The sequence below is a fragment of the Stenotrophomonas sp. SMYL89 genome, from assembly GCF_036319985.1.
GTDB classification, from domain to species: domain Bacteria; phylum Pseudomonadota; class Gammaproteobacteria; order Xanthomonadales; family Xanthomonadaceae; genus Stenotrophomonas; species Stenotrophomonas maltophilia_Q.
The window spans coordinates 24,339-44,060 of record NZ_JAWIRW010000007.1 but is presented as its reverse complement, the minus strand read 5'-3'; the positions used below and the strand labels follow the sequence as shown (position 1 = coordinate 44,060).

Sequence of the window (19,722 nt, the reverse complement as noted above, 5' to 3'; positions counted from 1 at the left end):
AACCAGAACAGGAATCCTCCGGTGTCCCAGTCCATTCCCAGCTTCGCCGTCACCCGTTCGGACCACCCGCGCAGCGCTGAAGAGCGCGCCCAGATCCTGGAAAAGCCGGGCTTCGGCCTGCACTTCACCGATCACATGGTGGAAGTGCGCTGGGACAAGGACGCCGGCTGGCACAACGCCAACGTGCGTGCCTACGGCCCGCTGCAGCTGGACCCGGCCGCGGCCGTGCTGCACTACGGCCAGGAAATCTTCGAAGGCATCAAGGCCTACCGCCATGCCGATGGCTCGATCTGGACCTTCCGCCCGGATGCCAATGGCCGTCGCCTGCAGCGTTCGGCACAGCGCCTGGCGCTGCCGGAACTGCCGGTGGAGATCTTCGTCGAATCGCTGAAGCAGCTGATCGCCGTGGACAGCGCCTGGGTGCCGTCGGCCGATGAGTCGAGCCTGTACTTCCGTCCGTTCATGATCGGCGACGAAGCCTTCCTCGGCGTGCGCGGCGCGCACAAGGCCGGCTACTACGTCATCGCCAGCCCGGCCGGCCCGTACTTCGCCAAGGGCGTTGCCCCGGTGTCGATCTGGCTGTCCACCGAATACGCGCGTGCGGCCAAGGGCGGCACCGGCGCCGCCAAGTGCGGTGGCAATTACGCCGCCTCGCTGCTGCCGCAGCAGAAGGCGCAGGCGCAGGGCTGTTCGCAGGTGCTGTTCCTGGACCCGGTCGAAGGCAAGTACCTGGAAGAACTGGGCGGCATGAACGTCTTCCTGGTCTACAAGGACGGCACCCTGGTCACCCCGGAACTGTCTGGCAGCATCCTGGAAGGCATCACCCGCGAGAGCATCCTGCAGCTGGCGCGCGACCGTGGCATGAAGGTCGAAGAGCGCAAGGTCACCATCGATGAGTGGAAGCAGGGCGTGACCTCCGGCGATATCGCCGAAGTGTTCGCCTGCGGTACCGCGGCGGTGGTCACCCCGATCGGCCAGCTGAAGGGCGAGGGCTTCTCGGTCGGCGACATCAACGCCCCGGCCGGCGAAGTGACCATGTCGCTGCGCAAGGAACTGACCGACATCCAGTACGGCCGCCTGCCGGACCGCCACAACTGGCTGGTCAAGCTGGGCTGATCGTCCGCGGTCAACTGTAGAGCCGAGCCCACGCTCGGCTGATTTTCCGGAAAGCCCGTCCCCGTGACGGGCTTTCTGCGTTATGGGCCTGGGGTCAGATCCCTTTTCCATAGGAAAAGGATCTGACCCCGAAACAGCGGACGCCGATGTCGGCAAAGTCATTCCAGGACACGTGACGACCCAGTCAGGTCTGTGCAGGACACGAGAAAGTTCCTTCACCTTCACAAACCCTTGACCCGAAAAGTCTCAGAACGAACATTTCATCTTGCTGAAAAGACGCTGAAAATCTTGTGGTGTCCGGTTTCGGCCATTAGCGTCATCTGCACGGCGGATCGTTAGGGGGATCCGCTGACTCACCGGACTTCGAACCTCGCCAATGCAAGCCAGCCCATGGTTCGGGCCGGTGCTTCTGCCGATTCCGGCATTCACACCACAAGAAAGGGAAATACGATGTCCCAGGTAACGCAACCGCGTGTGCGTCGAGTGTGGGTGGTCCTTGGTGCGTCCGTTCTGTCATCGCTGCTGCTGGCCACGCCTGCGCTGGCCGGTGATGTCCAGCTCAGCGGCCTGCAGTCCGCGCCGACGCACCAGCGTTTCATCGTGAAGTACCGCGACGGCAGCGCCGCCGTGGCCAACACCACTGCGCTGGCTTCGTCGCTGAAGACGGCCGCCGCTGGCCTTGCCAGCAGCCAGGGCCGCGCGCTGGGCCTGCAGGAGGTCCGCAAGTTGGCCGTCGGCCCGACCCTGGTCAAGACCGACCGTCCGCTGGACCGGGCCGAATCCGAGCAGCTGATGCGCAAGCTGGCCGCCGACCCGAACGTGGAATACGTCGAAGTCGACCAGATCATGCGCGCGACGTTGACCCCGAACGACACCCGCTTCAGCGAGCAGTGGGGCTTCGGTACGTCCAACGCGGGCATCAACATCCGGCCGGCCTGGGACAAGTCGACCGGCACCGGCGTGGTGGTGGCGGTGATCGACACCGGCATCACCAACCATCCGGACCTCAACGCCAACATCCTGCCCGGCTACGACTTCATCAGTGACGCCGCGATGGCGCGCGACGGTGGCGGCCGCGACAACAACCCGAACGATGAAGGCGACTGGTACGGCGCCAACGAGTGTGGCTCGGGCATTCCGGCCTCCAACTCCAGCTGGCACGGCACCCACGTCGCCGGCACCGTGGCGGCGGTGACCAACAACGCCAGCGGCGTGGCTGGCACCGCGTTCAACGCCAAGGTCGTGCCGGTGCGCGTGCTCGGCAAGTGCGGCGGTTACACCTCCGACATCGCTGACGCGATCGTGTGGGCGTCCGGTGGCACTGTCAGTGGCGTGCCGGCCAATGCCAATCCGGCCGAGGTCATCAACCTTTCGCTGGGGGGGGGCGGCAGCTGCTCGACCACCTACCAGAATGCGATCAACGGCGCGGTCGGCCGTGGCACCACCGTGGTGGTCGCCGCCGGCAACAGCAACGCCAACGTGTCCAGCTCGGTGCCGGCCAACTGCCCGAACGTGATCGCGGTGGCGGCAACCACCTCGGCCGGTGCACGTGCCAGCTTCTCCAACTACGGCACCGGCATCGACATCTCGGCACCGGGCCAGAGCATCCTGTCCACCCTCAACACCGGCACCACCACGCCGGGCAGCGCGACCTACGCGTCGTACAACGGCACCTCGATGGCGGCGCCGCACGTGGCCGGCGTGGTCGCGCTGATGCAGTCGGTCGCCCCGAGCCCGCTGAGCCCGGCGCAGGTCGAGAGCATCATCAAGAGCACCGCACGTCCGCTGCCGGGCGCCTGCTCGGGCGGCTGCGGTGCCGGCATCATCGACGCCAATGCCGCAGTGGCTGCCGCGATCAACGGCGGTGGCACCAACCCGGGTGGCAACGTGCTGCAGAACAACGTGCCGGTGACTGGCCTGGGGGCCGCAACCGGTGCCGAGCTGAACTACACGGTCGCGGTTCCGGCCGGCAGCACCCAGCTGCGCGTGGCGATCAGTGGCGGCAGCGGTGATGCCGACCTGTACGTGCGCCAGGGCAGTGCCCCCACCGATACCACCTACACCTGCCGTCCGTACCTGAGCGGCAACAGCGAGACCTGCACCATCAACAGCCCTGCCGCCGGCACCTGGTATGTGCGGGTGAAGGCCTACAGCACCTTCTCGGGCCTGACCCTCAACGCCCAGTACTGAGCCCAAGCCCCTCTCCATGGGCACGCCCCGGCTTAGGCCGGGGCGTTTTCGTTTCTGTAGAGCCGAGCCCATGCTCGGCTGCTCCGGCTGCGGACCATTGTGCCGCGCTGGCGCGCGGTTGCCGAGCATGGTTCGACACTACAAGGGCAGCGCTTTGGCAGGTGCCGACTTTGGTCGGCACGCCGTTCCTCAGACCGACTCGAAGCGGTTCGCGGCCACGTTCTTGCGCACGTGCTGCGGGTCGAAAATCCGACCGTTCATGGCGATATAGACGCCGGTCGGCAGCGACTGCACCGCACCGATCGCACAGCCGATGTTGAACTCGGCATCCGAACCACGGAAGCGCGCCGGGCTGAGCGCGCCGGTCATCACGATGGTCTTGTCCGGAATCGTGGCCAGCACCTTGCCGGTCTGCACCATCGAATCGGTGCCGTGGGTCACCAGCACGTGGCGGGTCGGCTGCGCAGCGATGGTGGCGCGGATCAGTTCGCGGTCTTCATCGTTGATGTGCAGCGAATCCTTGCGCAGGATCGGAATCACGTTGAAGCGGAACGTGACGCCCAGCTCGCGCAGGATCATGCCGATCTGCGGATCGCCGATCTGGTAGTCCGACTTGTCGTCGAAGTAGATCTTGTCGATCGTGCCACCGGTGGTGACGACCAGGAGCTCTTCCATCATGTGCATGCGCGAAACCAGGACAGGTGCAGCGGCGCGGGGCCAGGAACGCAGATGATACGGCCCGGCGGGCGCAGCGTCAGCGTCGCTTGCCGAAGCGGGCGCGCAGCCCTGGCAGGCTGGCGCTGAAGATCACCAGCAGTGCCAGCGCGATCTCGATCAACGCCAGCCAGCGCGTTTCCGGGTGGCTCCAGGCGCTCATCACGCCATGGCTGAACCAGCCCAGCGCCAGCACCGAGGCCCAGAAACCGGCCTTGCGCCAGCCCAGGCGCAGCGCACAGGCCAGCGCCAGCGGCGGCGCGGTGAACACCAGCTGGGTGGCCAGCCAGTGCTTGTCATTGATGAACCAGCCTGCGAACAGCGCAGCCAGCCCCATCAGGGCCAACAGCAGGACCGTGCGCGGCGGCCGGTTCATCGGGCCAACCGCTGCGCGATGTCGGCCACCCGGCGGCCCAGCGCACGGGCCAGCACGGCCTCGTCGTCGGTCGGCTGCGGATCGTCGGCCGCACCGGCGACGTGGCTGGCGCCATAGGGCGTGCCGCCACTGGTGGTGTGGCTCAGCGCCGGCTCGGTGAACGGAATACCGACGATCACGCAGCCGTGGTGCAGCAGCGGCACCTGCATCGACAGCAGGGTCGATTCCTGCCCGCCGTGCATCGAGGCGGTAGAGGTGAACACGCCGGCCGGCTTGCCCGAGAGGGTGCCGTTGACCCATTCGGCGCCCAGCCCATCCAGGAAGTGCTTCACCGGGGCCGCCATGTTGCCGAAGCGGGTGGGGCTGCCGAGCAGCAGGCCCTGGCACTCGACCAGGTCCTGCACGCTCACATAGGGGGCGCCATCGTCGGGTACAGGCGGCTGCGCGGTCTGGGTCACCGCGGCCACCGGCGGCACCGTGCGCAGGCGCGCGCTCATGCCCGGCACTTCGCCGATGCCTCGCGCGATCTGGCGCGCCAGCCGTGCCACCGAACCGCCCCGGCTGTAGTACAGCACCAGAATCTCGCCCATCGTGCCCGCTTCTCCTCGTCGTGTGGCCACCAGTATGGCTATCCTGCCAGCATTCCGCATCGGGTACCCTTCCACCGATGGAACCTTTGGATACGCTCAACCTGTGGATGGAGCGCGCGCGGGATCGCGCACGGGCCATCAGTTTCGGCCGCTTCCTGTGGCATCGCTTCCTCGACGACCGCCTGTTCCAGGCAGCGGCGGCGCTGGCGTACACCACGGTGTTCGCACTGGTGCCGCTGGCCATCGTGGTGTTCGGCGTGCTCTCGGCCTTCCCCGTCTTCGACCGCTGGAGCGACCAGCTCAGCGATTACGTCTTCTCCAACTTCGTGCCCAATGCCGCGCGCGCGGCCGAGGGCTACCTGCGGCAGTTCTCGGCCAGTGCCGGCCAGCTCACCGCCGCCGGCTTCATCGCGCTGGTGGTGTCGCTGCTGATCACCCTCAACAGTGTTGAAGAGACCTTCAACCAGATATGGCGGGTCGGCTCGACCCGGCCCAAGCTGACCCGCTTCCTGGTCTACTGGACCGTACTGACGCTGGGCGCGATGCTTGCCGCCGCGTCGCTGGCAGTGTCGGCACGGGTGTTCGCGATGCCGCTGTTCGGCACCCAGGAGGGCCGCTGGCTGGCCGAGCTGGCGCTGCGGCTGGCGCCGATCCTGATCGAGTTCGTGTGCATCACGCTGATGTTCCGGGTGGTGCCGCACCACACGGTGAAGTGGCGGCACGCGGTGCCCGGCGCGATCCTGGCGGCGGTGATCCTGGAACTGGTGAAATGGGGCATCGGCGCCTACCTGGGCAGCTTCCAGTCCTACCAGAAGCTCTATGGCACGGTGGCCTTCGTGCCGATCCTGCTGCTGTGGATCTACCTGTGCTGGGTGGCGGTGCTGCTGGGCGCATCGCTGTCCTCGTCGATGGCGGCCTTCCGCTACCAGCCGGTGGAACTGCGCCTGCCGCAGGGCTACGAGTTCTATGGCCTGCTGCGCCTGCTGGGCCGCTTCCACCATGCCCGAGCCAAGGGCAAGGGCCTGGCTGACGATGAAATCCTGCGTCTGGAGCCGATGCTGACCGATTCGCTGCTGCAGGACCTGGCCTGCAACCTGCAGGAGATCGGCCTGCTGCGCCGCGACGAGCGCGGTGAGTGGCTGCTGTCGCGCGACCTGGACCAGGTCAGCCTGGCCGATCTGTACGAATGCACCCAGCTGCGCATCCCGGTGGCCGAGCAGCATCTGCCGTACCGGGACGACAGCCTGGGTCGCGCCGCACTGGCGGCACTGGACGACCTGCGACTGCCCCTGCGCGAACGCCTCAAGCGCAAGGTCAGCGATATCTACACCGAATCTGGAGACATGCCATGACCCGCAAGACCCCGTTGCTGCTGCTCCCGCTGGCCCTCCTGCTGGCGCTGGCAGCCTGCAAGCCGGCGCAGGAGCCGGCCCCGTCCAGCAGCCAGCCGCCGGCACAGGCACCGACGCCGGCCGCACCGGCCCCGGTCGAGGAAACCCCGGCCGAGCGCACCACCGCCGAGTTCCCGACACTGAAGATGAAGGCGGTGGATGGCAGCGACTACGACCTGGCCGCGCACCGCGGCAAGTGGGTGGTGGTGAACTTCTGGGCGACCTGGTGCGCGCCGTGCCGCAAGGAGATGCCGGAGCTGTCGGCGCTGCATGCGATGCGCAGCAACATTGAAGTGGTCGGCCTGGCCTACGAGGACATCGAAGCGCCGGAGATGCAGGCATTCCTGACCAAGCATCCGGTGACCTATCCGATCGTGATCGTCGACCCGTTCGACCCGCCGGCTGATTTCGCCACGCCGCGCGGCCTGCCGCTGACGCATCTCATCGATCCGCAGGGCAAGCTGGCGCACAGCTTCCTTGGCCCGGTGACTGCCGCCGACATCGAAAAGCAGATCGCTGCTGCCAGGTAGTGGGTTGGTCGGCAGGGCCTGCGGCCCTGCACCCGCCGAAACATTCAAGCAACGGCTTCGGCAACAGCCAAAGCGGGATTTCCGTGTGGTGGCGGGGCGGTGTCGGAGTGCGGGGACGCCGCAAGTACGTCCATGTAGGCTTGGCAGCCGCATCCATGCGGCTGACACCCCGCACTCCGACACAGCCCCACCTCTGACAGATTTCAGCGATCTGGTAGATCCACGCCATGCGTGGATGAATCTCTTTCAGATCTCGAATCAATTCGGGGTCAGATCCGTTTTCCTGCGGAAAACGGGTCTGACCCCAAGCGCTATTCCGACAGATCGCAGAGACCTGTCGAAGGCGGGGTGGGTCCGATTGCGGGGGCGTGAGCCGCATGGATGCGGCGACCGAGCCTACATGGACGTATTTACGGCGTCTCCCGCAAGCGGACCCGCCCCGCCTACCCACAGTAAATCCGCTTCTGCTTCGGCTATTGCTGTTGCCTTGGTTCGTAGCAGGTGCAGGGCCGCAGGCCCTGCCGATCCAACCTATTCCTTGACCGGGAAATCCTCGATCGGCTTCAGCACGTCGTAGTGCTCGCGATGCAGCTTGCCCTTCAGCTTCGGCAGCTCCGGCAACGGCGCATCCACGCGCGTATCCGGCAGCCGGTCCAGCAGGTTGCGTACCAGGGTCAGCCGGCCCAGGCGCTGGTCGTTGAAATTCACCAGCGTCCACGGCGCGCCTTCGCGGTGGGTGGCGCGCAGCATCGCCTCGCGGGCCTCGGTGTAGGCGCTGTACTTGCTGCGCGATTTCAGGTCCACCGGGGACAGTTTCCAGCCCTTCAGCGGGTCGATATGACGCTCGGCGAAGCGCTTCTCCTGCTGTTCCTGGTCAACGCACAGCCAGTACTTGAACAGCAGGATGCCGTCGTCCACCAGCAGCTGTTCGAACACCGGCGCCTGGCGCAGGAACTGCTGGTACTCGGTTTCGCTGCAATAGCCCATCACCCGTTCGACGCCGGCACGGTTGTACCAGCTGCGGTCCATCAGCACGATCTCGCCGGCAGCGGGAAGATGGCTCGCGTAGCGCTGGAAGTACCACTGCGTGGCTTCACGGTCGGTGGGCTTGGGCAAGGCCACCACCCGGCACTGGCGAGGGTTGAGGTGCTGGCTGATGGCCTGGATCGCGCCGCCCTTGCCCGCCGTGTCGCGGCCTTCGAACAGCACCAGCAGGCGTTGCCCGCTGTGCTGCACCCAGCGCGCCATCGCGGTCAGTTCCAGCTGCAGTGGCAGCAGCAGTTCGTCGTACTCCTTGCGCTTGAGCTTGGCCATCGTCACACCACGCGGGAAGGAAGCCCGAGCGTAGCGCAGGGCGATGTCAGGGCGTGTCGAGGCCCTGCCAGCCGTGTTCGCGGGCCAGCTGCTGCAGCAGTGCGGACAGATCGCGTGCGAAGGCCGCCATGTCGAACAGCCCGCTGCGCTCGCGTGCCTGCGCCAGCTCAGCGCGCAACGCGGCCAGCGCCGCCGGGTCGTTGCCCAGTGCGCTGGCAGTGGCGATGAACGCGGCATCGTCGGCGACGTTCAGCCGGGCCAGGCCGAGGTGATGGTTGAGGCTGCCGGCCACGCGCGCAGCGAAGGTGTCACCCGGGCAGGTCAGCACCGGGCAGCCGGCCCACAGCGCATCGGAGGCGGTGGTGTGGGCGTTGTACGGATGCGTGTCCAGGAACAGGTCGGCCAGCGGATAGCGCGCCAGGTACTGCGGGTGCGGCAGCTTGGCCATGAACACCAGGCGCGCCGGGTCCAGGCCCGCGGCCTGTGCGGCGGCACGCAGGCGCGCATCGGCCTGGCCGGGCCCGGACAGCAGCCACAGCACGCTGCCGGGCACCGCATGCAGCACTGCGAAGGCACGGCCGATGCTGCGCGGGTTGAGCTTGTAGCTGTTGTTGAAACAGCAGAACACCACGCCCTGCTCGGGCAGACCGCAGTCGGCACGGGTCGGCGCAGGCTCCAGCACACGCGTGTTGTCTGACGGCTGGAAGGCGCGCGGCAGGCGCAGCACGCGTTCGCTGTAGTGCGGCTCCAGTGCCGGCGGCAGCGCGAAGGCATCGCCGACCACCGCATCCATCCACGGCGCCCCCGACGTGCCCGGATAGGCCAGCCAGTTCAGCTGCAGCGGGGCAGGGCGCATCGCCAGCACTTCCGGCGTGCCGCCACCGCCCCAGCCGCGCAGGTCGAACAGCAGGTCGATGCCCTGTGCGCGGATGCGTGCGGCGGTATCGTCATGGCGCAGGCCGGCCACATCATGCAGCTGCGCCGCTGCCTGCAGCCGCTGGCGGATGCGGCTGCCGTCGTCGCGGTTCAGCGCGAACAGATGCAGTTGCAGTGCGGGGTCGCGACGCAGCTGCTCGAACAGCGCCACGGTCAGCAATCCGGTCGGATGTGCGCCGAACCCATTGGAGAGGAAGCCGACGCGCAGCGGGCCGTGCGGGCGCACCGTTGCCGGCGGCAATGGCCGCACCGAGGCAGCCACGGCCAGCGCACGGGTGTGCGCGCAGGCCAACTGTTCGGCAGCGCTGGCGTCCTCGCTGAGGAAGGCGAACGGCTCGACCACGCCCTGGCTGCTGGCAACGGCGGCGCGCACCTGTGCCGCCAGCGTGTCCAGGTCCTGCCAATCGCACAGGCGACGCTGCCAGGCCAGGCGCTGGGCGGCGATGTACGGCTCGGCCGGCATCAGCCCATGCGCGCGTCGATAGGCCGCCGACGCGCCTTCGGCATCATCGGCATCTTCCAGTGCATGGCCCAGCCACAGCGCAATGCCGGGATGCTGCGGTGCCAATGCCGAGGCCTGGCCGAGCAGCTTGGCCGCATCGCCATGTGCACCGGCCATCCACGCCACGCGGCCCAGCCGTGCCAGCGCTTCGGGGTGATTCGGGCGCAGCTGCAGCGCACGTCGCGCGGCCTGTTCGCCGGCAGCGATGTCGCCGGCTTCCAGTTCCACGTCGGCCAGCATCACCCAGGCGACGAAGTCGTCGGGCTGGCGGGCGATCGCTTGCTGCAGTTGCTGTCGCTGCTGCCAGGCCGACATCGTGCTCAGCCTGCCGACAGCTGGGCCAGGGCGTCGACCTGGTGTTCGTGGCTGAGCCGCTGCAGCAGCGGATCGAGGTCGCCGGCCAGGATGTTGGGCAGGTCGTACAGGGTCAGGCCCTCCACGCGGTGATCGGTGATGCGCCCCTGCGGGAAGTTGTAGGTGCGGATGCGCTGGCTGCGATCACCACTGCCGACCTGCAGGCGCCTCGACTCGGCCTGCGCCGCGTCCTGGCGTTGGCGCTCGGCGTCGAGCAGCTGCGCTTTCAGGCGCTTCATCGCCTTGTCGCGGTTGGCGTGCTGGCTGCGTTCGGTCTGGCATTCCACCACCACGCCGGTCGGTATGTGGGTGATGCGGATCGCCGACTCGGTCTTGTTGACGTGCTGGCCACCGGCGCCGGAGGAGCGGAACGTATCCACCTTCAGGTCGGCCGGGTTGATGACGATGTCATCGACTTCGTCGGCCTCCGGGATGATCGCCACGGTGGCCGCCGAGGTATGGATGCGGCCCTGCGATTCGGTGGCCGGCACGCGCTGCACACGGTGCGTGCCCGATTCGAACTTCAGGCGCGAGAACGCACCACGGCCGACCACCCGTGCCACCACTTCCTTGTAGCCACCGTGTTCGCCGGGATTGTCCGATTCGATCTCGACCTTCCAGCCCTGGCGCTCGGCATAGCGGGCGTACATGCGGAACAGGTCGCCGGCGAAGATCGCCGCCTCATCGCCACCGGTGCCGGCGCGCACTTCCAGGAACAGGTTGCCTTCGTCGCGCGGGTCGCGCGGTACCAGCAGCAGCGCCAGCTCCTGCTCCAGTTCCAGCAGGCGCGCCTGCGCGGCGGCGATTTCCTCGTCGGCCAGCTCGCGCAGGTCGGGGTCGGCGCGCATGCCTTCCGCGGCGGCCAGATCAGCCTTGGCACGGGATTCATCGGCCAGGGCGATGGCGATCGGTTCAAGTTGGGCGAATTCGCGCGAAAGGTCGCGGAAACGGGTGTTGTCGGCGACCACGTCGGGTTCGGCGAGCAGGCGTTCCAGTTCTTCGCGGCGCTCGGCCAGCGCTTCCAGCTTACGGCGCAGGGTCGGCGTCATCGGGTCTCACGGGTGGGTGGCGGTAACCCGGCGTGGCCGGGAACAGGCGCTCGGCGGCGCGGGTCAGGTCGGCATCGCCACTCAGCGCGGCCGCGCGCAGGGCGGCGGTCGGCGGATGCAGCAGGCGGTTGGTCAGGCCATGGGCCAGCAGTTCCAGCACTTCGTCGGCGGGTTTGCCGTTGGCCAGCTGCTGGCGCGCACGCTCCAGCAGCTCGGCGCGGGTGGCTTCGCCAAACGCGCGCAGCTGCCGCAGCGGGGCCTGGTGGGCGCTGGCCTGCTGGGTCTCGATGAAACGCGACACCTGCAGGTCGATGATCGCCTCGGCCTCGGCGGCGGCCTCGCGGCGGCCACGACGGTTGTCTTCCACCGCGCGTTCCAGGTCATCGACGGTGTAGAGGAAGGCGTCGTTGAGGGTGCCGACCTCGGCTTCGATGTCGCGCGGCACGGCCAGGTCGAACAGCAGCATCGGCTTGTGCCGGCGCGCGCGCAGGGCCTTGGCCACCATCTCGCGGTGGATCACTGGTTCGCGTGCGGCGGTGGCCGAGAACACCACGTCGGCCTCGCCGAGGTGGCGGTCCAGTTCGGTCAACGGCAGTGCCACGCCGCCATGGCGGCTGGCCAGTTCCTGCGCGTGGGCCAGGGTGCGGTTGGCGATCAGCAGCCGCCGTACCTTGCCCTCGCTCAGGTGGCGTGCAGCCAGTTCGATGGTCTCGCCCGCGCCGACCAGCAGCACGGTGGAATCGTCCAGGCGCGCGAAGGCGTTCTGCGCCAGGCGTACCGCGGCCGAGGCTACTGAGACCGGATTGGCGCCGACCTGGGTGTCGGTGCGCGCACGTTTGGCGACCGAAAAGGTCTGCTGGAACAGGCGGTCCAACCGCTGGCCGAGCAGGCCGTGGTCACGCGCGGTCGACCACGCATCCTTCACCTGGCCAAGGATCTGCGGTTCGCCCAGCACCATCGAGTCCAGCCCGGTGGCGACCCGGAACAGGTGGCGTACGGCTTCTGCATCGGCATGCTGGTACAGGTAGCCCTGCAGGTCGCCGGCCTGGGCGTGCAGCCACTGGTCCAGTGCCTGTGCCGAATCGGCCACGGCGTACAGTTCGGTGCGGTTGCAGGTGGACAGCAGCACCGCCTCGGCGATCTGCGGGGTATCGCGCAGCGAACCGAGCGCGCGCGGCAACGCCTCACCGGCGAAGGCCGCGCGCTCGCGCAGCTCCACCGGTGCGGTCTGGTGATTCAGTCCGAGCACCCACAGGGTCATTGTTCAGTTGCTTGCGATAAGCTGCTGGCCATTGGACGACATTTTAAGGCCCCGATGCCGACGATGCCCGCATTGATTCGCATCCCCAGTGTTCTGCTGCTGTCCCTGGCCTGTGCCCAGGCCCTGGCAGCGGTGCCGGCCAAGGCCCCCGTACGGGCCCCGGCCACTGAGGAACTGGCGCTGGAACCGGTGATGGCCGGTGAATTCGCCCTGCAGGCCGGCAAGCTGGCCGAGGCCGCGCGCTGGTACCTGCAGGCGGCCCAGCAGACCGACGGCGACGCCGGCCTGGCCGAGCGTGCCACCCGCATTTCCATGCTGGCCAACGACGACGCCAGTGCCGCCAAGGGCCTGGCCCTGTGGCAGCAGCGTGCGCCCAGTTCGTTGACCATGCGCAGTGCCGCTGCCGCGCTGGCCATGCGCCAGGGCGATGTGAAGGCTGCGCGTGGGGACCTGCAGGCGTTGCTGGCCGATCCCGACGAGCGCGGCTGGAAGTTCGCCCTGGCCGCCCTGATCGGCGGCGGCCGCGACCCGGCGGTACCGGCGCAGGTGCTGGGGGAGCTGGTCGATGCCAACGCCATCCCGCCGAAGATCGAGGCCTGGCAGGAGTTCGGTCGCCTGGCCCTGCGCATGGACAAACCCGAACTGGCGCGGCGCATGATCGATGAAGTGGTCAAGCGTTTCCCCGAAGAACCGCGCGTGGCGTTGCTGCGGGCCAGCCAGCTGCAGCAGGCCGGGGAGACCGGCAAGGCGCTGTCGCTGCTGCATGACGTCGAGCCGAAGACCCGACAGGACCCGGAACTGCGCAATGCAGTGGCCATTGCCTACGACAGTCTCGGCCAGCCGTCCGCAGCCGAACGCGTGCTGGCGTTCGGCCCGCAGGACGTGCAGACCTGGGGCATGCGCGCCTCGCTGCTGGCCAAGCAGGGCGACAAGGCCGCGCTCTCCAACCTCTACAACGAACTTTCACGACAGGCGGCCAAGCCGGACCCGGCGCAGCGCCTGCTGTTGGGCAAGATCGCCGAATACCTGAAGCGTTACCCCGAGGCCGTGCAGTGGTACCACAGCGTGCCCGGTGGCGATGAGCTGAGCGAGGCGCGCCTGCGCGCGGCCAACGCCCAGGCCCTGGCCGGGCGCCTGCCGCAGGCATTGGATGAAGTGCACGCGATCCAGTCCGATGCGGTGGTCGACGACGACGTGCGCCGCGACGCCTACCTGCTGGAAGCCGAACTGCGCCAGCGCGCCGACGACAGTGCCGGGGAGCTGGACGCGCTGGCCCGCGGCCTGGCCGCCTACCCGGATGACAATGGCCTGCTGTACGCCCGCGCGCTCACATGGGAACGCCGTGACGACATTCCGCGCGCCGAGGCCGACCTGCGCAAGATCCTGGTGACCGACCCGGAGAACGTGCCGGCGCTGAACGCGCTGGGCTACACCCTGGCCGACCGTACCGGCCGGCTGCAGGAAGCGCTGGAACTGATCGACCGCGCGCGCGTGGCCGAGCCGGACAACGCCGCCATCGTCGACAGCTATGGCTGGGTGCTGTATCGCCTGGGTCGCAAGGAAGAAGCGCTGGTGCAGCTGCGCCGTGCCTGGACCCTGGCCAAGGACCCGGAGATCGCCGCACATGTGGGCGAAGTACTGTGGGTGCTGGGCAAGCACGACGAGGCGCGCCACTTCTTCGAGGAAGCGGCCAAGCTCGATCCCGAAAACCGCGCGCTGCTGCGCGCCCGCGAGAAGTTCAATCCATGAGTGTTTCGATGATCCGGCCGCTGCTGCTGGCGGCCGTGACCCTGGCGGTCAGCGCCTGTACCACCGTGGGCACGCAGAAGACCCCGCCACCGGCGGTGGTCGAGACCGTTTCCGCCGAAGCCGCGCAGGCCGAGGTCGCGCGCGTGGCCGCGCTGCACGCGCAGCCGGACTGGGCGTTCCAGGGCCGGGTCGCGGTCAGCAAGGGCAAGGACGGCGGCAGTGGCCGCATCGACTGGAAGCAGGAAGGCCGGCGCTATGTGGTCGAGCTGAGCGCGCCGGTGACCCGGCAGAGCTGGAAGCTGACCGGCGACACCCATTCCGGAGCCGGCCGCCTGGAAGGACTGGCGGGAGGCCCGCGCGACGGCGAGGACGCCCAGCAGCTGTTGCTGGAGGCGACCGGCTGGGACATCCCGGTCAACCAGCTGCCGGAGTGGATCCGTGGCCTGGTGGCCGGCGATGCTGCCGGTCCGGAGAAGGTCGAGCGCGACGGTGAAGGCCGGCCGCGCCGCATGCAGCAGATGGGCTGGCAGGTGCAGTACCTGGACTGGTATCCGGCCGAGGCCGGGCGCCCGGCGCTGCCGCGCCGGATCGAGGCCAGCAATGGTGACGCCAAGGTGCGCCTGCTGGTGGACCAGTGGGGTCAGGGCGCCCCATGAGTGCCGGGCGCGATGACGCGGGCTGGTCCTGGTGGCCGGCCCCGGCCAAGCTGAACCTGTTCCTGCACATCACCGGCCGCCGCGCCGATGGCTACCACGAGCTGCAGACGGTGTTCCGGCTGCTGGACTGGGGCGACCGCATTGGTCTGCGCCTGCGTGAAGACGGGCAAGTGCGTCGTGAGGGCGAGGGGCTGGTCGGCGTTGCCGAGGCGGATGATCTGGCGATACGCGCCGCGCGTCTTCTGAAAAGCGCGGCCAATATCGTGCAAGGCGTAGACATCATCGTCGAAAAGAACGTTTCTGCGGGTGGTGGCTTTGGCGGCGGTTCCTCCGATGCGGCCACCGTGCTGGTGGTGCTGAACCGGCTCTGGCGTGCCGGCCTGGATGAAGATGCCCTGGCCGCGCTGGGCCTGCGCCTGGGCGCCGACGTGCCGGTGTTCGTGCGCGGCCGCAATGCGTGGGCCGAAGGCGTGGGCGAGCGCCTGCAGCCGATCACCCTGGCCCCGGCCTGGTATGTGGTGGTTGAACCGGGCGTTCATGTTCCCACGCCGGTCCTGTTTGCAGACCCGGATTTGACGCGCGACAGCCCAGTGGCGAAAATAGAGGACTTCGCTTCCGGGACCTTGGTCGGGAACGCGTTCGAACCGGTGCTGCGCCGCCGTGAGCCTGCCGTCGAGGCCGCGCTCGCTGCGTTGAGCGGCATCGGCACGGCGCGGCTGACCGGTTCGGGAAGTGGTTGTTTCGTCGAGTTCGCATCGCAGTCTGCCGCAGAGCAGGGACGGTCGAAGTTGCCGAAGGAGTTGCGGGCAAGGGTGGCAGCGGGCGTTGCGCGTTCGCCACTGCTGGATGCACTCGAGCAACACTGATTTATCAATGCAGGGGCGTCGCCAAGAGGCCCAAGGCACCAGGTTTTGATCCTGGCATTCGTAGGTTCGAATCCTACCGCCCCTGCCAATAGCGGCTGTGTCCGCGCCTTCCAGCGCATCGCCCGCGCGGGACGTGGATACAACCGCGGTGTTGTCAGCAGCAAGGGTCCATCGGGGTCCTTGCCGACTCCGGATCCCCGCCACTCGTCCCCGCCCGAGACAATCATGATGCAAGAGTCCCCGAACCTGCTGGTCTTTTCCGGCAACGCCAACAAACGTCTGGCGCAGAACATCTGCAAGGAACTGGGGGTTCGCCCGGGCAAGGCGCTGGTCTCGCACTTCTCCGATGGTGAAGTGCAGGTGGAGATCGAGGAGAACGTCCGCAAGCAGGACGTGTTCGTGATCCAGCCGACCTGCGCGCCGAGCGCGGAAAACCTGATGGAACTGCTGGTGCTGATCGACGCGCTCAAGCGCGCATCGGTGGCCAGCGTGACCGCCGTGGTGCCGTACTTCGGCTACTCGCGCCAGGATCGCCGCATGCGTTCCTCGCGCGTGCCGATCACCGCCAAGCTGGCGGCCAAGATGTTCAGCACCGCTGGCGCTGATCGCGTGCTGACCGTCGACCTGCACGCCGACCAGATCCAGGGCTTCTTCGATATTCCGGTGGACAACGTGTATGCGTCCCCGCTGCTGCTGGCCGACATCTGGCGCGCCTACGGCACCGAGAACCTGATCGTTGTGTCGCCGGACGTGGGCGGCGTGGTCCGCGCCCGTGCGGTGGCAAAGCGCCTGGATGACGCCGACCTGGCGATCATCGACAAGCGCCGCCCGCGTGCCAACGTCTCCACCGTGATGAACATCATCGGTGACGTCGAAGGCAAGACCTGCGTGATGGTCGATGACATTGTCGATACCGCCGGCACCCTGTGCGCCGCTGCCGCTGCCCTGAAGGCGCGCGGTGCGCTCAAGGTCGCCGCCTACTGCACCCACGCGGTGCTGTCGGGCCCGGCAGTGGACAACATCACCAATTCCCAGCTCGACGAGCTGGTGGTGACCGACACCATCCCGCTGAAGGACGCCGCGCGGGTGTGCAGCAAGATCCGCCAGCTGAGCGTGGCGGAAATGCTGGCCGAAACGATGCGCCGCATCGCCTTCGGCGAGTCGGTCAGCTCGCTGTACGTCGATTGAGTTTTTCGCCCTCGCCGGCAACGGTGGGGGCATACCCCGGGTGCTTCTGGTCGCGGAAGCATCTTCAACCGCCAAGCCGCAAGGCGCGGCAACAACCTGAGTAGTCGAAAATGTCGAAGACCCATGAAATCAAGGTCACCAAGCGTGAACTGCAGCGTAAGGGTGCGAGCCGCCGCCTGCGTCACGCTGGTGTGATCCCGGCCATCGTGTACGGCGGCAACGCCGAGCCGGTCGCCATCAGCCTGGACCACAACGAAATCTGGCTGGCCCAGCAGAACGAGTGGTTCTATGCCTCGATCCTGGACCTGAACCTGGACGGCCAGGTGCAGAAGGTTCTTCTGCGTGACATGCAGCGCCACCCGTACAAGCAGCTGATCATGCACCTGGACTTCCAGCGCGTGAACGAGAACGAAGCCCTGACCGCTTCGGTCCCGCTGCACTTCATCAACGAAGACACCTCGCCGGCCGGCAAGGCTGCCGACGTCGTGGTCACCCACGAACTGAAGGAAGTGACCATCACCTGCCTGCCGAAGGACCTGCCGGAGTCGATCGAAGTCGACCTGGGCGAGCTGAAGGCCGGTGACGTGGTGTACCTGTCCAACATCAAGCTGCCGAAGGGCGTGGAAATCCCGGCCCTGGCGCTGGGCAAGGACCACGACGACGCCATCGTCACCGCCAAGGCCGGCAAGGCCGACGCGGCTGACGAAGAAGCGGCTGCCGCCGAGTAATACCGCTACGGTGCCTGCCTCCGGGCAGGCACCGTACTGGAAGGAACCATGGCAGGACTGCGACTGATCGTCGGTCTGGGCAATCCCGGATCGGAACACGCCCGGACCCGGCACAATGCCGGGTTTCATTTCGTTGAGGCCCTGGCGGAAAAAGCCGGCGCGCGATGGAATGTGGACAGCAAGCTGTTCGGCGAGACCGCCAAGGTCGAGATCGCCGGTCAGACGGTGTGGCTGCTCAAGCCCGCCACCTTCATGAACCTCAGTGGCAAGTCGGTCACCGCCGCGCAGCGGTTCTGGAAGATCGAGCCGGAAGAGACCCTGCTGGCCCACGACGAACTGGACCTGGCGCCCGGCGTGGCGCGGCTGAAGTTCGACGGCGGCCACGGCGGCCAGAACGGCCTGCGCGACACCATCCGCCTGCTCGGTCACGGCAGGTTCCATCGCCTGCGCGTGGGCATCGGCCATCCCGGCCACAAGGACCGCGTGGTGGGTTGGGTGCTTGGCCGCCCGTCCAAGGACGACGACGTGCTGATCGCGCGTGCCATCGACGATGCGATCGACGTGATGCCGCTGGCGGTACAGGGCGATTTCAGCGAAGCGATGAAGCGCCTGCACACTCCGAAGTAACCCGCTTTGGGTAGGTGCCAACCTTCCCGATTCCGGTGTGTGCCAACCTTGGTTGGCACACAATGATCGACACCGAGATGGATTGGCCAAGCAGCGCGCGCGCTGTTTCACCAATCACTTTCACCCCAGAGAGCTGTCACCCATGGGTATCAAATGCGGCATCGTCGGCCTGCCCAACGTCGGCAAGTCGACCCTGTTCAATGCGCTGACCAAGGCGGGTATCGCCGCGGCGAACTTCCCGTTCTGCACCATCGAACCGAACGTCGGCATCGTGCCGGTGCCGGATCCGCGCCTGGGCGAACTGGCAGGCATCATCAACCCGCAGAAGGTCATTCCGACCGCGGTCGAGTTCGTCGACATCGCCGGCCTGGTGGCCGGTGCCGCCAGCGGTGAAGGCCTGGGCAACAAGTTCCTGGCGCACATCCGCGAAGTCGATGCGATCACCCACGTGGTGCGCTGCTTCGAGCACGGCGACATCGTGCACGTGGCCGGCAAGGTCGACCCGATCTCGGACATCGAAACCATCGACACCGAGCTGGCGCTGGCCGACCTGGACAGCGTCGAGAAGGCGCTGAACCGTGCCGAGCGTGCTGCCAAGGGCGGCGACAAGGATGCAGCGGCGCGCAAGCCGGTGCTGGCCAAGCTGCAGGCCGCGCTGTCGGACGGAAAGGCTGGTCGCTCGGTGGGCCTGGACGAAGAAGAGAAGGCGCTGGTCCGTGACCTGTTCCTGCTGACCCTGAAGCCGGTGATGTACATCGCCAACGTGCTGGAAGACGGTTTCGAGAACAACCCGCACCTGGAAGCCGTGCGCGCGCACGCCGCAGCCGAAGGCGCGCAGGTGGTGCCGGTGTCGGCCGCGATCGAAGAAGAGCTGTCGCAGCTCGACGACGAAGACCGAGACACCTTCCTGGCCGACCTGGGCCTGAGCGAGCCAGGCCTGAACCGCGTGATCAACGCGGCCTACAGCCTGCTGGGCCTGCAGACCTACTTCACCGCCGGCGTGAAGGAAGTCCGCGCGTGGACCGTGCGCAAGGGCGCCACCGCTCCGCAGGCTGCCGCGGTCATCCACACGGACTTCGAGAAGGGCTTCATCCGCGCGGAGACCATCGCGTATGACGACTTCATCAAGTACAAGGGCGAAGCGGGCGCCAAGGAAGCCGGTCGCCTGCGCCTGGAAGGCAAGGAATACCGCGTGCAGGAAGGCGACATCCTGCACTTCCGCTTCAACGTCTGATCCAGCGGTAACGGATCGACCCCGAGCGCCCCGCCTTGTGCGGGGCGTTCGCGTTTCCGCAGGTGGATAAAAAAACACCACGCTGCGAAACGCTTGCGCTGTGACGCTTGCCGGCACTTGTCCACAGCAAACTCCCATCGCTTTCCACGTCGGGTGTGGAAAACCCCGTATCGCTGTAGAGCCGAGCCCATGCTCGGCTGATGCCAGCTGGAGCCGAGCGTGGGCTCGGCTCTACAAGGGGCTTGTCCGCGCGACCTGGACAAAATTTCACCGCGCTTCGAAACGCCTGCGCTGCAGTGCTCGCACCCACTTGTCCACATCAAGTTCCCATCGCTCTCCACGTATCGTGTG

At 67.4% G+C, this 19,722-nt stretch carries 18 protein-coding genes and 1 tRNA gene; 12 read left to right on the top strand and 7 right to left on the bottom strand.

The genetic code is table 11. The features are described 5' to 3' along the window. Positions 1 to 21: 21 nt before the first annotated feature. Complete coding sequence (locus V3B41_RS10705; protein WP_049428774.1) at positions 22 to 1,116, top strand: branched-chain amino acid aminotransferase; 1,095 nt, start codon at positions 22 to 24, stop codon at positions 1,114 to 1,116. 450 nt (positions 1,117 to 1,566) lie between these two features. Beyond that, complete coding sequence (locus tag V3B41_RS10700; RefSeq protein WP_049428776.1) at positions 1,567 to 3,306, top strand: S8 family peptidase; 1,740 nt, start codon at positions 1,567 to 1,569, stop codon at positions 3,304 to 3,306. Between the two features lie 189 nt (positions 3,307 to 3,495). Here V3B41_RS10700 and V3B41_RS10695 read toward each other — a convergent pair whose 3' ends face one another. The 3 genes from V3B41_RS10695 to wrbA all read right to left on the bottom strand — a co-directional run bounded on the left by V3B41_RS10695 (position 3,496) and on the right by wrbA (position 4,986). Beyond that, complete coding sequence (locus tag V3B41_RS10695; RefSeq protein WP_040009892.1) at positions 3,496 to 3,981, bottom strand: asparaginase domain-containing protein; 486 nt, start codon at positions 3,979 to 3,981, stop codon at positions 3,496 to 3,498. 79 nt (positions 3,982 to 4,060) lie between these two features. Further along, positions 4,061 to 4,396, bottom strand: coding sequence for a DUF2069 domain-containing protein (locus V3B41_RS10690; protein WP_049428779.1), 336 nt, complete (start codon positions 4,394 to 4,396; stop codon positions 4,061 to 4,063). Further along, positions 4,393 to 4,986, bottom strand: a complete 594-nt coding sequence (wrbA, locus tag V3B41_RS10685) for an NAD(P)H:quinone oxidoreductase (RefSeq protein ID WP_005408181.1) — start codon at positions 4,984 to 4,986, stop codon at positions 4,393 to 4,395. Before wrbA ends, V3B41_RS10690 begins: the two co-directional genes overlap by 4 nt. Before the next feature lie 77 nt (positions 4,987 to 5,063). On the opposite strand from wrbA, the gene V3B41_RS10680 reads away from it, so the two are divergent. Next, positions 5,064 to 6,338, top strand: coding sequence for a YihY family inner membrane protein (locus tag V3B41_RS10680; RefSeq protein ID WP_049428781.1), 1,275 nt, complete (start codon positions 5,064 to 5,066; stop codon positions 6,336 to 6,338). Further along, entirely contained in the window at positions 6,335 to 6,907 is a 573-nt protein-coding gene (locus tag V3B41_RS10675; protein WP_049428782.1) for a TlpA disulfide reductase family protein, read from the top strand. Before V3B41_RS10680 ends, V3B41_RS10675 begins: the two co-directional genes overlap by 4 nt. 531 nt (positions 6,908 to 7,438) lie before the next feature. On the opposite strand, the gene ppk2 is transcribed toward V3B41_RS10675, so the two are convergent. Genes ppk2 through hemA form a run of 4 tightly spaced genes read right to left on the bottom strand, consistent with a single transcriptional unit; the run spans position 7,439 to position 12,323 of the window. Then, entirely contained in the window at positions 7,439 to 8,221 is a 783-nt protein-coding gene (gene ppk2, locus V3B41_RS10670) for a polyphosphate kinase 2 (RefSeq protein ID WP_295549215.1), read from the bottom strand. A gap of 46 nt (positions 8,222 to 8,267) precedes the next feature. Continuing rightward, the gene (locus V3B41_RS10665) at positions 8,268 to 9,974 is read right to left on the bottom strand and encodes a tetratricopeptide repeat protein (protein ID WP_049426750.1); all 1,707 of its coding nucleotides are present in this window, start codon (positions 9,972 to 9,974) and stop codon (positions 8,268 to 8,270) included. A 5-nt stretch (positions 9,975 to 9,979) separates the two neighbouring features. Beyond that, a complete protein-coding gene (prfA, locus tag V3B41_RS10660) occupies positions 9,980 to 11,062 on the bottom strand; it encodes a peptide chain release factor 1 (RefSeq protein ID WP_100443768.1) in 1,083 nt (360 codons plus the stop codon). Continuing rightward, positions 11,040 to 12,323 (bottom strand): glutamyl-tRNA reductase, encoded by a 1,284-nt coding sequence (hemA, locus tag V3B41_RS10655; RefSeq protein ID WP_049432743.1) that lies wholly within the window; start codon positions 12,321 to 12,323, stop codon positions 11,040 to 11,042. The genes prfA and hemA overlap by 23 nt, the downstream gene beginning before the upstream one ends. Positions 12,324 to 12,386: 63 nt before the next feature. Between hemA and V3B41_RS10650 the strand changes: the two genes are divergently transcribed. The 8 genes from V3B41_RS10650 to ychF all read left to right on the top strand — a co-directional run bounded on the left by V3B41_RS10650 (position 12,387) and on the right by ychF (position 19,371). Next, on the top strand, positions 12,387 to 14,072 hold the full coding sequence (locus tag V3B41_RS10650; protein WP_180848841.1) for a tetratricopeptide repeat protein: 1,686 nt from the start codon (positions 12,387 to 12,389) through the stop codon (positions 14,070 to 14,072). Further along, positions 14,069 to 14,728 (top strand): lipoprotein insertase outer membrane protein LolB, encoded by a 660-nt coding sequence (lolB, locus tag V3B41_RS10645; RefSeq protein ID WP_049432736.1) that lies wholly within the window; start codon positions 14,069 to 14,071, stop codon positions 14,726 to 14,728. Before V3B41_RS10650 ends, lolB begins: the two co-directional genes overlap by 4 nt. After that, positions 14,725 to 15,594: a 4-(cytidine 5'-diphospho)-2-C-methyl-D-erythritol kinase gene (gene ispE, locus V3B41_RS10640; protein WP_049432732.1), complete on the top strand. Its 870-nt coding sequence runs from the start codon at positions 14,725 to 14,727 to the stop codon at positions 15,592 to 15,594. The genes lolB and ispE overlap by 4 nt, the downstream gene beginning before the upstream one ends. A gap of 11 nt (positions 15,595 to 15,605) precedes the next feature. Beyond that, a tRNA-Gln gene (locus V3B41_RS10635) sits at positions 15,606 to 15,682 on the top strand. A gap of 140 nt (positions 15,683 to 15,822) precedes the next feature. Further along, complete coding sequence (locus V3B41_RS10630) at positions 15,823 to 16,782, top strand: ribose-phosphate diphosphokinase (RefSeq protein ID WP_005415400.1); 960 nt, start codon at positions 15,823 to 15,825, stop codon at positions 16,780 to 16,782. Between the two features lie 110 nt (positions 16,783 to 16,892). Next, the gene (locus V3B41_RS10625) at positions 16,893 to 17,510 is read left to right on the top strand and encodes a 50S ribosomal protein L25/general stress protein Ctc (protein ID WP_014036085.1); all 618 of its coding nucleotides are present in this window, start codon (positions 16,893 to 16,895) and stop codon (positions 17,508 to 17,510) included. 48 nt (positions 17,511 to 17,558) lie between these two features. Further along, complete coding sequence (gene pth / locus V3B41_RS10620; protein ID WP_049432729.1) at positions 17,559 to 18,137, top strand: aminoacyl-tRNA hydrolase; 579 nt, start codon at positions 17,559 to 17,561, stop codon at positions 18,135 to 18,137. Between the two features lie 142 nt (positions 18,138 to 18,279). Further along, complete coding sequence (gene ychF, locus V3B41_RS10615) at positions 18,280 to 19,371, top strand: redox-regulated ATPase YchF (RefSeq protein ID WP_049432727.1); 1,092 nt, start codon at positions 18,280 to 18,282, stop codon at positions 19,369 to 19,371. Positions 19,372 to 19,722 lie beyond the last annotated feature (351 nt).